Here is a 13,077-nt window from a genome sequence, read left to right as displayed (position 1 = left end):
CGCGAGTCGCTCCCTGACTCCCCGCGAGTCGCGCCCCAATTCCCGCGAGTCGGCACGCGGGCGGAGCCCGCCATCGAGCCGAGCCGGTAGCCCGAAACACACATCTGCGACGCCCGGGCGCGCGACCTGCGAGAGTCATGGCAGCCACCCGAGGGGAGCACCATGGCCACCGCCGAGACCCGCGACGGCGTTCTCGAGGTCCCGGTCGTCGACATCGGTGCCTTCGACGACGGCACCGAGGCCGACCGGGACGCCGTGGCCGCCGCGGTGGACCGGGCGGCGCGGACCGTCGGGTTCATGCAGGTCGTCGGCCACGGCATCCCGCAGACCACCCTCGACGCCTTCACCGCCGCCACGGACGCCTTCTTCTCCCGCGACCTCGCCGAGAAGAGCACCTACCGCTGCCCGCCCGGCGTCAACCGCGGCTACACGCCGCCCAAGGCCGAGTCGCTCGCGAACAGCCTCGGCCTGACCAGCGCCGCGGACCTCTTCGAGGCGTTCAACATCGGCGCCCAGGCCGCCGACTTCCCCGGCCTCGCTCTCGACGAGACCGACTACGGCCTCAACCCCTGGCCGGACGTCCCGGGCTTCCGTGCGGGCGTCGAGGCCTGGTTCGCGGCGGCGCAGGGGGTCGCGCGCACCATGACCCGCGTCTTCGGCCGCGCGCTGGGCCTCGGCGAGGAGTACCTCGCGCAGTTCACCAGCCACTCCATCGACGTCCTCCGCATGATCAACTACCGGCTGCCGGCGGCGGACGCCGAACTGGAGCCCGACCAGGTCGGAATGGGAGCCCACACGGACTACGGGATCGTCACGGTCCTCTGGGCGGACGACGTCCCGGGCCTGGAGATCCTCGACGACCGCGCGGGAACAGCAGGCCGCTGGCACCCCGTCCGGCCCGCCCCGGGCGCCCTGCTCGTCAACCTCGGCGACGCCCTCGCCCGCTGGACCAACGACCAGTGGATCTCCACGATGCACCGGGTCGCCGTCCCACGGATCGACGGCGTGCTGGTCCCCCGCCGCTCCGCGGCGTTCTTCCACGACGGCAACCCGGACGCGGTGATCGCACCCCTCCCGACCTGCGTCGACGCCACCCACCCGGCCCGCTACGGGCCCGTGACGGTCGCCGCCCACCTCCGCGCGAAGCTCGCCGGATCCCGAGGCGGCACCCTGGCCGAGGGCGCCGGACGCGAGGCCGCCCGTCTCACGGGTAGCAGGCCCGACACGCCTCACTCCTCGGAGTGAAACCCGGTTTGAGACGGGAAACCGCATCTGCGTAGCCGTTTCGCGCGACAGCCGCGCAGATGCGGGTCAGGGTCGCCTTACCGCGAACCCCTGACCTGCACCGCCACGGAACGGACACCTCCCACCACCTACACCCGGGCAACGCGAGACCACGCAACTGTCACATCTTCGGGTCGTTGGAGGCGCAAGCACCCGGTTCGCTCCCCAGCCGGGTCCGGCTCCCCCGACGAAGAGGTCCGCCGATGCCGCAGCACCGCATGGCCGAGCGCGCGAAAGCCCCCGTGGGCCGCCGCAAGTTCCTCGGCTACCTGATCGCCGCGCCGACGCTGGTCGTCGCGGCCGAGCTCACCCGCCAGGAGGTCTTCGGCGGGCCGAGCGCCTCGGCGGCGACGCCCATCCCGAGCGCCCCGCAGCCGCCCGAGGTCTACGACCTGCTCGACGCGCTGCGCGACTCGATGCGCCCCACCGCGAACCTCATCCGCATCGAGGTCAACCGCGACGGCACCGTCTCCTTCGCGCTCCCGCGCAGCGACAACGGCCAGGGCATCATCACGTCGACGCAGATGATCATCGCCGAGGAGATGGGCCTCGACGTCGACCAGGTGCGCGTCACGCTCGCCGACGCCCGCCCCGAGCTGCTGCTCAACCAGATCACCGGCGGCTCCAGCACCACCTTCACCACGTACACGCCGATCCGCGTGGCCGCGGCGCTCGCCCAGATGCGGCTGCTGGAGGCGGCCTCGCAGCTGCTGCAGCAGGACGTCCGCACGCTGACCGCGCGCAAGGGCCTCATCACGAGCACCCTCGGCAAGTCGATCCCGTTCGGCGACCTCGCCGGCCCGGCGGCCAGCGCCGTCGACAAGCAGGTCGAGGTCACGCTCAAGCCGCGCGAGAAGTTCACGGTCATCGGCAAGCCCCAGAACAAGACCGACGTGCTCGACATCGTGACCGGCCGCAAGCAGTTCGCCGCCGACCTGCAGATCCCCGACGCCCTGCCCACCGTGATCTGCCGGGCGCCCGACCTCAACGGCACGCCGCGCAAGGCCGCCAACCTCGCCGACGTCCGCCGGATGCCCGGCGTGACGGACGTCGAGATCGTCTCGACCGGCGTCGCCGTGCGGGCACGGACCTTCGGCCAGGCGATCGACGCCGTCCGCGCCCTGGAGGTGTCCTGGAAGGACGGCACCGTCCACGGCGAGGACGACGAGTCGGTGCTGAAGAAGCTCAAGGCGGCGGAGCTGCCGCTGGCCGTGCCGGCCGGCATCGTCGCCACGGTCGACAGCTCCTTCACCTTCTGGTTCAAGTCGAACAGCTCGCTGGAGCCCAACACCGCCATCGCGGACGTCCGCCGGGACCGGGCCGAGATCTGGGGCCCGATGAAGACCCCGATCACGGCACAGAACGCCATCGCGAAGCTGCTCGGCCTGCCGCAGAACGCGGTGACCGTGCACGTCGTCCAGGGTGGCGGCTCCTTCGGCCGCAAGCTGTTCTTCGACGCCGCCCTGGAAGCCGCGGAATGCTCGAAGGCCTTCGGCAAGCCCGTCAAGCTCATGTGGAGCCGCGCCGACGACTCCCGCCAGGGCCGCGTCCACCCGATGTGCACCTCGCGGGTCCGCGCCACCGTCACCAAGGACTCGGTGCTCTCCTTCGAGCAGCGCCACACGAGCGTCTCGACGGACTTCACCCACGGCCTCGGCGAGGCGATCACCGCCGCCGCGGCCAAGGCGCCGCTCGGCAACCTCGGTTTCGCCGAGACGGTGTTCGAGCTGACCCAGGCCAACCCGTACGACTACGGCGTCTCCACCCGGGTGCTCAACGAGGTGGACATGCGTTTCAACACCTCGTCGATGCGCAACGTCTACTCCCCGGACGTGACGACGGCGCGCGAGGTGGTCACCGACCAGCTGGCCGCGAAGCTCGGCGCCGACCCCTACGAGTTCCGCCGGAAGTTCGCGCGCAGCGACCGCATCCGCGGGGTGCTCGACGCCGTCGCGAAGAACGGCCGCTGGGGCCGCTCGATGAAGAAGGGCACGGCGCAGGGGCTCGGCGTCCACCACGAGTACAAGGGCGTCACGGCCGCGCTCGTCGAGATCGACTGCCGCCCGGAGACCGTGAACCGGGCGATCTACGAGGGCGTGACCGGCCCGCGCGTGACCCGGGTGACCTTCGCGATCGACGCCGGCCTGGTGATCAACCCGCGCGGGCTCGAGGCCCAGATGATGGGCGGGATCAACGACGGCATCGCGCTGATCCTCACCTCCAGCCTGCACCTGACCGACGGCCACTTCGTCGAGGCCAGCTGGGACAACTACTTCTACACGCGGCAGTGGAACACCCCGCCGGAGCTGAACATCATCCTCGTCGACTCGGGCGCGGACGAGCCGGGCGGCGCCGGGGAGGCCGGGGTGGCCGCGACCGCCGCGGCCGTCGCGAACGCCTACGCCCGCGCCGTCGGGAAGGTGCCGACGGAGTTCCCGATCAACCACCGGGACCCGTTCCCCTTCACGCCCAAGCCGCTCGTCCCGCCGATCCCCGAGTCGCCCACCGACGGCCTCGAGCACACCTACTAGGAGCCGGAATGCCCACCCAGACCTTCATGCTCAACGGCGAGCGGGTGACCGTCGAGGCCGAGGACGGCGTGCGCCTGCTGTGGGTCATCCGCGACCTGCTCGGCGTGACCGGGCCGAAGTACGGCTGCGGGATCAACGTCTGCAAGGCGTGCACCAGCCACATCAACGGCAAGGCGTTCAACCCCTGCTCGGTGCAGGTCTGCGATATCGGCGACGACGACGAGGTCACCACCATCGAAGGGCTCGCCGACGGCGAGAAGCTCCATCCGATGCAGCAGGCCTGGATCGACCGCGACGTCCCCCAGTGCGGCTACTGCCAGCCCGGCCAGATCATGGCCGCGGTCGCCAAGGTGCGGCAGTGCCGGGCCGAGGGCCGCGACGTCGACGACGACGCCATCGAGGAGATCCGCAACATCTGCCGTTGCGGCACCTACAACCGGATCCGCGAGGCCATCAAGGCCGGCGCGGACAAGATGTGAGAGCAGCCGTGAAGAAGCGTTTCCTGGTCTCGGCCGCCCTGCTGGGCGCCGTCCTGCCCACCGGCACCGCCCTCGCGAGCCCGACCTCGGATGCCGCCCAGGCGGTCAGCGCGGTGGGGGCGACCGGCGCCAACGCCGCCGACTCGTTCCTCGACGCCGCGAACGGCCCCGGCCCGACCGGCGCCGACGGCGTGGAGACCGAGTTCCCCACCTTCGACCCCCGCTTCGTCGAGGGCCCCGCCGGCGGCCTCCTCAACGGCCCCTTCGACTAGCTCCCTCCGGGATCGAGCGAACGGCGCTCTCGTTCACACCTAGGAGGGTGCTGAAAAGCTCCGGCCGTAGCGAGCGACGTCCAGGTGGTGGCATCGCAAGGCGCGCGGATGCGCCGATACCGTTGTTGTATCGGCGCATCCGCGCAACGCCGCGAGGTCGCCGGCTGGGCGGCGCGCAGCAGGCCCGAGCTTTTCAGCGCGCTCCTAGTGAGCGAGGGTGCCGTTCGCTCATTCGGCCCCCGGTTGAGCGAGCGGCGCGTTCGCTCAGACCTAGTGAGCGACAGTGCCGTTCGCTCAGAGGCCGCCGGTGTTCAGGAGGAGGTTCGGGGTGCCGCCCTCCTCGCCGCCGGCGATCTTGCCGGGCACCGCGTGGTCGATGATCCACTGCTTGACCGCGGCGCTGGGGGCGTCGCCGTAGGTCTGCTTGTACAGCGCCGCGACCCCCGCGACGAAGGGCGCCGCCATCGACGTCCCCGTGTAGGAGGCGGTCTTCCCGCCCGGGACCGGCGCGATGATGCTGGTCCCCGGGGCGTAGAGCCCCACGCACGGCCCGGTGGACGACGTCGTGTTGCGCTTGTCGTCGATCGTCGAGTTGGCGACGACCAGCACCCCCGGTGCCGCCCTCGGGGCGACGGAGCAGTCGTTCGCCCCGCTGTTGCCGGCCGAGGAGGCGACGAACACCCCGTCGTTCACCAGGTTCGTGACGGCGGAGAGCAGCGCGTCCGAGGGCCCGTAGCTCCACGACATGACCGCCACCGCGGGGCCGCCCTGGTGGTTCTTCAGCACCCAGTCGATGCCTGAGAGCAGCGACGAGAGCGTGCCTGACCCGTTGCAGTCCAGGACCTTCACCGCGCGGATCTGGGCGTCCTTCGCGACCCCGTAGTCCGTGGACGCCGCGATCCCGCCGACGACGGTGCCGTGCCCGTCGCAGTCCGTGTCGTTCTGGTCGATCGTGTTGGTGCCCCACTGGGCACGCCCGCCGAACTCCGGGTGCGTGACGTCCACGCCGGTGTCCACTACGTACACCGTGACGCCCTGGCCGGTCGCCTTGGTGGTGTAGCTGCCGTCGAGCGGGAGGTTCGGCTGGTCGATGCGGTCGAGGCCCCAGTTGACGGGGTTCGCCTGCGTCCCTTCGGTGTTGCCGCGGACAGGAGCGGGCGCGGAGAGCCGCTGGGCGCGGGGCTCGAGCGGGTCGATCCGCAGGTCCTGCTCCACGCCGAGCACGCCCGGGTAGCCCCGCAGCTGCGCGAGCTGGGCGGCGTCGAGGCGGGCGGCGAAGCCGGTCAGCGCCCGGGTGTACAGCATGCTGGGGGTGGCGCCGACGGCGCTCGCGGCGGCGGTGGCGCGCTGGACGGAGTCAGCGAGCACCACGTAGTCCCCGTCCACGGTGGCGGCGGCGGGGATCTGGGCAGCCGGCCCGTAGGCGGCCAGCGCCGCAGTCACGGCGGCCGGGCTCTGGGCGGCCGGGGCCGTGGCCGTGGCTGGGGCCGTGGCTGGGGCTGGGGCTGGGGCTGGGGCCGTGGCCGGGGTCGAGGCCGTGGCCGGAGTCGAGGCCGGAGTCGACGCAGCAGGGGCGGCGGGGCCCGGGGTGCCGGCGAACGCGACCGAGCCCGTGACCGGGAGGAGCGCGACCGCGAGGGCAACGGTGGCGGTGCGGAGCAGTCGGCGGGTCACGGAAAGCGACGGTACGAGCCCGGAGCTCCGAGACATAGCTACACGATAGTGGCTCGGGTGACGTCTGTGGCCACTGTGGTGACACTGCGTGTGATCCCGGACCGCATCGGAGACGCTCCGTGCACGGCAGGGTCGAGCCCGGTGACCATTGCCCGGGGTCAACCGACCCACCCAGCGCACTGCCGTCCTGATGATCATGCGAGCCGCCGGCGAGAAGGACCTCACCGCAACAATTCCCTGATCATTCGGCGCTGAGGTCCTGATGATCACCGCGGAGGCAGGCGCGGACACACGGCGAGTCAGGAGGTCGCGTGGATTCCCACCTCGGCCGCCTTCACCACGAACCACAGCTCCGCCCCTGGTTCGACGGCGAGGTCGGCGACGGCGGCCGGGGTGACGTCCGCGGCCAGACCCTCCAGCCAGGACGGTCCCCCGGTCCGCGGCGCGGCCCGCAGCCGCACCACGTCACCCCGCGGCTCGATCGAGGCCAGCCGGACGGGCAGCACGTTGCGGGGGCTCCCGCCCGGCGGTTGGGCGTGGACGGCGACGGCCGAGGGCGGGAACACCGCGACCGCAGGCTCGCCCTCCGAGGCCTCGCCCCGGCCGGCGACGACGGTGCCGTCGGAGGTGTGCAGTGCCCCCGAGCGCCACCCGCCGGGGATCAGGTTCAGCCCCGCGATCCGCGCGCTGAACGCGCTGCGAGGGCGCCCCAGCACGTCCCGCGTCGGCCCCTGCTCGGCCACCCGGCCCCCGGTCAGCACGACCACCCGATCGGCGAGCACGAGCGCGTCGAGCGCGGAGTGGGTCACGAGGACCGCGGTCTGCTTGCCGTCCCGGATCACCCGGCGCAGCAGCGAGCGCATCGCCGGCGCGGCGTCGACGTCGAGGGCCGCGAGCGGCTCGTCGAGCAGCAGCAGGCCGGGCTCGGGGGCGATCGCGCGGGCCAGCGCGACGCGTTGCTGCTGGCCGCCGGAGAGCTGCGAGGGCTTGCGGCCGGCGAGGTCCGGCACGTCCGGGAGCACGTCGGCGAGCAGGGCGCGGGCGCGGTCCTCGGCGGCGGACCGGGAGACGCCCTGGGCGCGCGGTCCGAACGCGACGTTCGCCAGGGCCGTCATGTGCGGGAAGAGCAGTGCCTGCTGGGCGAGCAGGCCCACGCCGCGGCGGTGGGGTGGGACGAAGACGCCGGCCTCGACGTCCGTGACCACGTGCTCCCCGACCCGGACGTGCCCGGAGTCCGGCCGCAGCAGCCCCGACAGGATCCCGAGCAGCGTGGACTTGCCGGCGCCGTTGGGGCCCAGCACGGCGAGCACCTCGCCCGCCGCCGCGGTGATCGCGACGTCGAGCGAGAACCCGCCCCGGTCCAGCCGGGCGACGAGCTCGAAGCTCATCGCACGCCCTCGCCGACGCTCGGTCGGCGCCTCGCGGGAGCGCCGTGCCCGTGGTTCGCTCGCTGACCGTTCACGTCAGCCCCTCGGATCCCCGGGGCCGCCCGAGAATGATCACGACGACCGCCACGACCACCAGCAGCAGGCTGATCGCCACGGCGCCGTCCGCGTCCGTCTCCCGGGCCTGGTAGACGAGCAGCGGCAGGGTCCGGGTGGTGCCCTGCAGGCTGCCCGCGAAGGTGATCGTGGCGCCGAACTCGCCCATGCAGCGGGCGAAGGCGAGCACCGAGCCCGAGGCGAGCCCGGGCAGCACCAGCGGCACGGTGACCCGCCGGAACGCGAGCGCCGGCGAGGCCCCGAGGGTGGCGGCGACCGCCTCGTAGCGCCGCCCCGCCGTGCGCAGCGCGCCCTCGAGGGCCACCACCAGGAAGGGCAGGGCGACGAAGGTCTGCGAGATCACCACGGCGGCGGTGGTGAACGGGATCGTGATGCCGAACGCGAGATCCAGCCCGCGCCCGACCAGGCCGGTCCGGCCGAGCAGGTAGAGCAGCGCCAGGCCGCCGACGACCGGGGGCAGCACCAGCGGGAGCAGCACGATCGAACGGAGGAACCGCAGTCCGCGCAGCCGGCTGCGGGCGAGGACCACGGCGAGCGGCCCGCCGAGCAGGATGCACAGCACCGTGGACATCGCGGCCGTCTCCAGCGAGAGCCGCAGTGCGGAGAGGGCCTCGTCGCTGAGCAGCAGCTCCGGCATCCGCGCCCAGTCGGCCTTGAGCAGCAGGCCGGCGACGGGCGCCACGATCAGCAGGAACGCGAGCGCGGCCGGGACCCACACCCAGCCCGGGAGCCCGACCGCCTGTTCGTGACGGTCGGGCTTCCGCTGGTCGGTGGCTGCGGTCACAGAGGGATCATGCGGCGGGCTTGCCGAAGCCCTGCGCCGAGAGCACCTGGGTGCCGGTGGCGCCCTTCACCAGGTCGATCCACTTCTGCGCGAGGTCCGCCTGCGGCGCGTTCTTCACCACGGCGATCGGGTAGTTGGTGCGGGCCTGCGCGGCCTCCGGGAAGTTCACGCCCTGCACGGTGCCCTTGGCGGCGTTGACGTCCGTGACGTAGACGAGCCCGGCGTCCGCGTTGCCCGTGGAGACCTTGCTGAGCACCGACTTGACGTCCGTCTCCTCGGAGACCGGCTTGACGTCGATCTTCGTGGCCTGCTCGATCTTGACCTCGGCGGCACCGCACGGCACCTGCGGGGCGCAGACGACGACCTTGTACTCCGGCTTGGCCAGGTCCGCGAAGGACGCGATGCCCTTCGGGTTGCCCGGCGCCGTGGCGATCTGCAGGACGTTGGTCGCGAAGATCGACGGCGCGGACGCCGTGGCGTTCGCGTCCGTCACGGTCTTCATCGTGGCGTCGCTGGCGGCGGCGAACACGTCGACCGGGGCACCGTTGACGATCTGCTGGGCCAGGTCGGACGAGCCGCCGTAGCTGAGCTTCACGTCGACACCGGGGTTCTGCTGCTCGAAGGTCTTCTCGAGCGAGTTGAACGACTCGGTGAGCGACGCGGCGGCGAGGACCGTCAGCGTGCGGGACTGCGGCGCGGCGGTGGGCGCCTCGGACCCGCCGCCCGTGCTCGCGGACTGCGAGGGGGCACTGCACGCCGCGGCGAGCACCACGGCGAGACCGGCCACTGCACCGGTCACCAGACGCTTCATGAACTTCCTCCGGGGATTTCCACCACGACGTTCGTGGACTTGACGACGGCGACCGCGAGGGACCCGGGTTCGAGCCCGAGCTCGCGGACGGCCTCTGTGCTCATCAGCGAGACGACCCGGTGCGGGCCGCACTGCATCTCGACCTGCGCCATCACGCGGTCGGTGAGGACGCCGGTGACCAGCCCGACCATCCGGTTGCGGGCCGAGCGCTGCACTCCCGAGGGATCGGGTGGGGCGTGCGCGTTGTCGCGCGCGAACTCGGCGAGCGCGGCGCCGTCGATGACCTTGCGGTTCGACGCGTCCGGACGGCTGGGCAGGGTGCCGGCATCGACCCAGCGACGCACCGTGTCGTCGCTGACACCGAGCAGGCGCGCGGCCTCGGCGATCCGAAATTGCGGCACGCGGCGGATCCTAGTTCCGCGCCTGCGTGGAGATCCATGGTGGGCCGGGATCGAGATCTCCCCGTCACTGTTGTTAATGCATGTGCATTGTGGTGTCATGCGGGGGTGGACTTCGAACCCAGCGCACTGGCGGCCGACTACACCAAGCGGATGCGCGCGTTCCTCGACGAGGAGATCCTCCCCGCGGAGGCCGCGTACGACGCCTACCGCGCCGAGCGGCGCGGGACCCCGCAGGAGTGGGACCTGCCCCCGGTCGTCGATGAGCTGAAGGCGAAGGCCCGTGAGCGGGGGCTGTGGAACCTGTTCCTGCCGTCGCTGTCCGGTCTGTCGAACCTCGAGTACGCCGCGGTGGCCGAGGTGTCCGGCTGGTCGCCGGTGATCGCGCCCGAGGCGATCAACTGCCAGGCGCCGGACACCGGCAACATGGAGACGCTGCACCTGTTCGGCACCCCCGAGCAGAAGGAGCAGTGGCTCACCCCGCTGCTCGAGGGCGAGATCCGCTCGGCCTTCGCGATGACCGAGCCGCAGGTCGCCTCGTCCGACGCGACGAACGTCGAGTGCACCATCGCGCGCGACGGCGACGACTTCGTGATCAACGGCCGCAAGTGGTGGATCTCCGGCACCGCCGACGAGCGCTGCCGGATCTTCATCGTGATGGGCAAGACGGACCCGGAGGCCGCGCGGCACCGCCAGCAGTCGATGGTCCTCGTGCCGCGGGACACCCCCGGCCTCGAGGTCGTCCGGAACCTGCCCGTGTTCGGCTACCAGGACCAGCACGGGCACTCCGAGCTGCGGTTCACCGACGTCCGGGTGCCGGCGGCGAACCTGCTCGGCGAGGAGGGCGGCGGCTTCGCCATCTCCCAGGCGCGCCTCGGCCCGGGCCGCATCCACCACTGCATGCGCCTGATCGGCATGGCCGAGCGCTCGGTGGACCTGATGGTCCGCCGGGCCAAGGACCGGGTGGCGTTCGGCCGACCGCTGGCCGAGCAGGGCGTGGTCCGGGACCAGATCGCGCTGTCCCGCATGGAGATCGAGCAGGCCCGCCTGCTGGTGCTCAAGACCGCGTGGCTGATCGACAGGTACGGCGCGAAGGGCGCCGCGAGCGAGATCGCGTCGATCAAGGTCGTGGTGCCGCGGATGGCCTGCGCGGTGATCGACCGGGCGATGCAGGTGCACGGCGCCGCCGCGATGAGCGACGACTTCCCGCTCGCCTACTTCTACGCCTGGGCCCGCGCGCTGCGCTTCGCCGACGGCCCGGACGAGGTGCACATCCGCTCGGTCGCCCGCCAAGAGCTCGACCGGCACTAGCCTCCGACCTGCACGAACAGGGAGGTGCGGGGTGGACGGGTTCGCCGACGCGATGGGCCGGGCCGCGGCGGCGGCGATCGACTTCCGGGCGGGGGTCGGCGAGCGGGCGGTGGGCGTGCCGGTCGAGGCCCTTCCCGGTTTCGACGGCCCGCTCCCCCGCGCCGGCACCCCACCCGGCGAGGTGGTGGACGAGCTGGTGGCGGCGGCCGGTCCCGGACTCGTCGCCACCGTCGGGCCCCGGTACTTCGGTTTCGTCACGGGCGGAGCGCTGTCCGCGGCGACCGCGGCCGACGTGCTCGCCGCCGCGTGGGACCAGAACGCCTTCACCGCCGTGCTCTCCCCGGCGGCCGCCGCCGCGGAGGCCACCGCCGCGCGCTGGCTGCTGGAGCTCCTGGGCCTGCCGGCCACCGCGTCCGTCGGGTTCGTGACGGGCGGGCAGGCGGCCAACACGGTCGGGCTCGCCACCGGCCGTCACCAGGTGCTCGCCGCCGCGGGCTGGGACGTCGAGGAGGACGGCCTGGCGGGCGCCCCACCCGTCCGGATCGTGGTCGGCGAGGAGCGCCACGCGACGATCGACCGGGCCGCCCGCCTGCTCGGCCTCGGCCGGTCCGCGCTGGTCCCGGTCGCGACCCGCCCCGACGGCAGCCTCGACGTCACGCAGCTGCGCGCGGCGATCCAAGGCCCGGCGATCGTGTGCCTGCAGGCCGGGAACGTGAACACCGGCGCCTGCGACGACCTCGCGGCGGCCACGGCGATCGCCCGCGAACACGGCGCCTGGGTGCACGTCGACGGTGCCTTCGGGCTGTGGGCCGCCGCCGCGCCGGAGCGCGCCCACCTGGTGGCCGGCCGCGAGCTCGCGGACTCCTGGGCCTGCGACGGGCACAAGTGGCTCAACGTCCCGTACGACTCCGGCTTCGCGATCTGCGCCCATCCCGCCCTGCACGCGGCGGCCCTGGGCTACACCGCCTCCTACCTGCCCGGGGCCGGGAGCCCGGCGCTCGGCGGGCTCACCCCCGAGTCGTCGCGCCGGGCCCGCGGGTTCGCGGTGTGGGCGGCGCTGCGCGAGCTCGGCGCCGACGGCGTCGCGGAGCTGGTGGAGCGGTGCTGCGCGCTCGCCCGCCGCTTCGCGCAACGGCTGGCCGCCGGCGGGGCGGAGATCGGGGCGCCCGTCGTCCTCAACCAGGTCCTGGTGGCCTTCGGTGGGGACGACCGGACGGACGCGGTGATCGAGGCCGTGCAGGGCGAGGGCACCTGCTGGGCGGGCGGCACCACCTGGCGCGGCCGCCGGTACATGCGGATCTCGGTGAGCAACGCGACCACGGGCGAGGCGGACGTCGACCGCTCGGTGGCGGCGATCCTGCGGGTCGCTTCGGGGCAAGAGTCCCCCTGATGGCTCTTGCCCGGTTCGTCCCACTGGTCCAGGGTGGCCCCGGCGACGACAGGGGGTGAGGCGGTGTCGAGAAGACCCGTGCGGGAGCCGAACGGCATCCGGGCCTGGTTCGGCCTCCTCCCTCCCGCCTCTCCTGAGCCCGTCGGCCGGCGCCGCGCCTGAGCGTGTGCCGGGGCGGTGAGCGCAGGTCCGGGTCCTTCCCGTGCTCGCCCACCACCCCAAGGAGTCGACCCATGCTCACGATGACCGACGTCCACACCCGCCTCGACGAGGTCCGCACCAAGACCGGCGCCGCCCTGCGCGCCGCCGAGTCCGACGACGGGGCCTCCGTGGTCCTGGTCGCCGTCGTCCGCGAGTTCGACGGCAAGGCCGGCAAGGCCTCGCAGAACGCCGCGGAGAGCGAGGCGCGGCGCACGACGCCGTCGTCGAGCTGGAACAGGCCGGGGACAGCGCCAAGGCCGCGGCCGAGGCGGACCCGGGGCTCGGCGGTGCGGCGCGCGAGGCGGTGCTCGAGGCCCACCTCGCGATCTGCATCCTCAAGACCGAGATCTGACCTCACCTTCCGGAGAGCCCGCGGGGCCGCTCCTGCGTGCCCCGCGGGCCCCTCCCTCCGCATCTGCGGAGCGTTGTGACCTGCGCTT

The 13,077-nt window shown here is 72.9% G+C and carries 11 protein-coding genes and 1 pseudogene; 6 read left to right on the top strand and 6 right to left on the bottom strand.

The window, feature by feature from the left end; all coding sequences use genetic code 11:
- Positions 1-162 precede the first annotated feature (162 nt).
- The 4 genes from ABD324_RS27660 to ABD324_RS27645 all read left to right on the top strand — a co-directional run bounded on the left by ABD324_RS27660 (position 163) and on the right by ABD324_RS27645 (position 4,566).
- Positions 163-1,245: an isopenicillin N synthase family dioxygenase gene (locus tag ABD324_RS27660; RefSeq protein WP_344423380.1), complete on the top strand. Its 1,083-nt coding sequence runs from the start codon at positions 163-165 to the stop codon at positions 1,243-1,245.
- A gap of 242 nt (positions 1,246-1,487) precedes the next feature.
- Positions 1,488-3,815, top strand: coding sequence for a molybdopterin cofactor-binding domain-containing protein (locus tag ABD324_RS27655; RefSeq protein WP_344423377.1), 2,328 nt, complete (start codon positions 1,488-1,490; stop codon positions 3,813-3,815).
- Between the two features lie 8 nt (positions 3,816-3,823).
- The gene (locus ABD324_RS27650; RefSeq protein ID WP_344423374.1) at positions 3,824-4,294 is read left to right on the top strand and encodes a (2Fe-2S)-binding protein; all 471 of its coding nucleotides are present in this window, start codon (positions 3,824-3,826) and stop codon (positions 4,292-4,294) included.
- 8 nt (positions 4,295-4,302) lie between these two features.
- Positions 4,303-4,566 (top strand): hypothetical protein, encoded by a 264-nt coding sequence (locus tag ABD324_RS27645; protein ID WP_344423371.1) that lies wholly within the window; start codon positions 4,303-4,305, stop codon positions 4,564-4,566.
- 294 nt (positions 4,567-4,860) lie between these two features.
- Here ABD324_RS27645 and ABD324_RS27640 read toward each other — a convergent pair whose 3' ends face one another.
- The 6 genes and pseudogenes from ABD324_RS27640 to ABD324_RS27620 all read right to left on the bottom strand — a co-directional run bounded on the left by ABD324_RS27640 (position 4,861) and on the right by ABD324_RS27620 (position 9,738).
- Positions 4,861-6,009, bottom strand: coding sequence for a S8 family peptidase (locus ABD324_RS27640; protein ID WP_344423368.1), 1,149 nt, complete (start codon positions 6,007-6,009; stop codon positions 4,861-4,863).
- Positions 6,010-6,539: 530 nt separating this feature from the next.
- Positions 6,540-7,103, bottom strand: a complete 564-nt coding sequence (locus tag ABD324_RS37400; RefSeq protein ID WP_425565916.1) for a TOBE domain-containing protein — start codon at positions 7,101-7,103, stop codon at positions 6,540-6,542.
- Between the two features lie 39 nt (positions 7,104-7,142).
- Positions 7,143-7,628, bottom strand: a pseudogene (locus ABD324_RS37395) (ABC transporter ATP-binding protein); the annotation flags it as partial.
- A gap of 70 nt (positions 7,629-7,698) precedes the next feature.
- A complete protein-coding gene (locus ABD324_RS27630) occupies positions 7,699-8,526 on the bottom strand; it encodes an ABC transporter permease (RefSeq protein ID WP_344423362.1) in 828 nt (275 codons plus the stop codon).
- A gap of 7 nt (positions 8,527-8,533) precedes the next feature.
- The gene (gene modA / locus ABD324_RS27625; protein ID WP_344423359.1) at positions 8,534-9,337 is read right to left on the bottom strand and encodes a molybdate ABC transporter substrate-binding protein; all 804 of its coding nucleotides are present in this window, start codon (positions 9,335-9,337) and stop codon (positions 8,534-8,536) included.
- A complete protein-coding gene (locus ABD324_RS27620) occupies positions 9,334-9,738 on the bottom strand; it encodes a TOBE domain-containing protein (RefSeq protein ID WP_344423356.1) in 405 nt (134 codons plus the stop codon). The genes modA and ABD324_RS27620 overlap by 4 nt, the downstream gene beginning before the upstream one ends.
- A gap of 105 nt (positions 9,739-9,843) precedes the next feature.
- Here ABD324_RS27620 and ABD324_RS27615 point away from each other — a divergent pair, with 105 nt between their 5' ends.
- Entirely contained in the window at positions 9,844-11,046 is a 1,203-nt protein-coding gene (locus tag ABD324_RS27615) for an acyl-CoA dehydrogenase family protein (protein ID WP_344423353.1), read from the top strand.
- 52 nt (positions 11,047-11,098) lie between these two features.
- The gene (locus ABD324_RS27610; protein WP_344423745.1) at positions 11,099-12,436 is read left to right on the top strand and encodes a pyridoxal phosphate-dependent decarboxylase family protein; all 1,338 of its coding nucleotides are present in this window, start codon (positions 11,099-11,101) and stop codon (positions 12,434-12,436) included.
- Positions 12,437-13,077: the final 641 nt, after the last annotated feature.

The sequence above is a fragment of the Pseudonocardia ailaonensis genome (genome assembly GCF_039531635.1).
Lineage (GTDB): Bacteria > Actinomycetota > Actinomycetes > Mycobacteriales > Pseudonocardiaceae > Pseudonocardia > Pseudonocardia ailaonensis.
The sequence above is the reverse complement of the archived record's forward strand: the minus strand, read 5'-3'. Positions and strand labels throughout refer to the sequence as shown.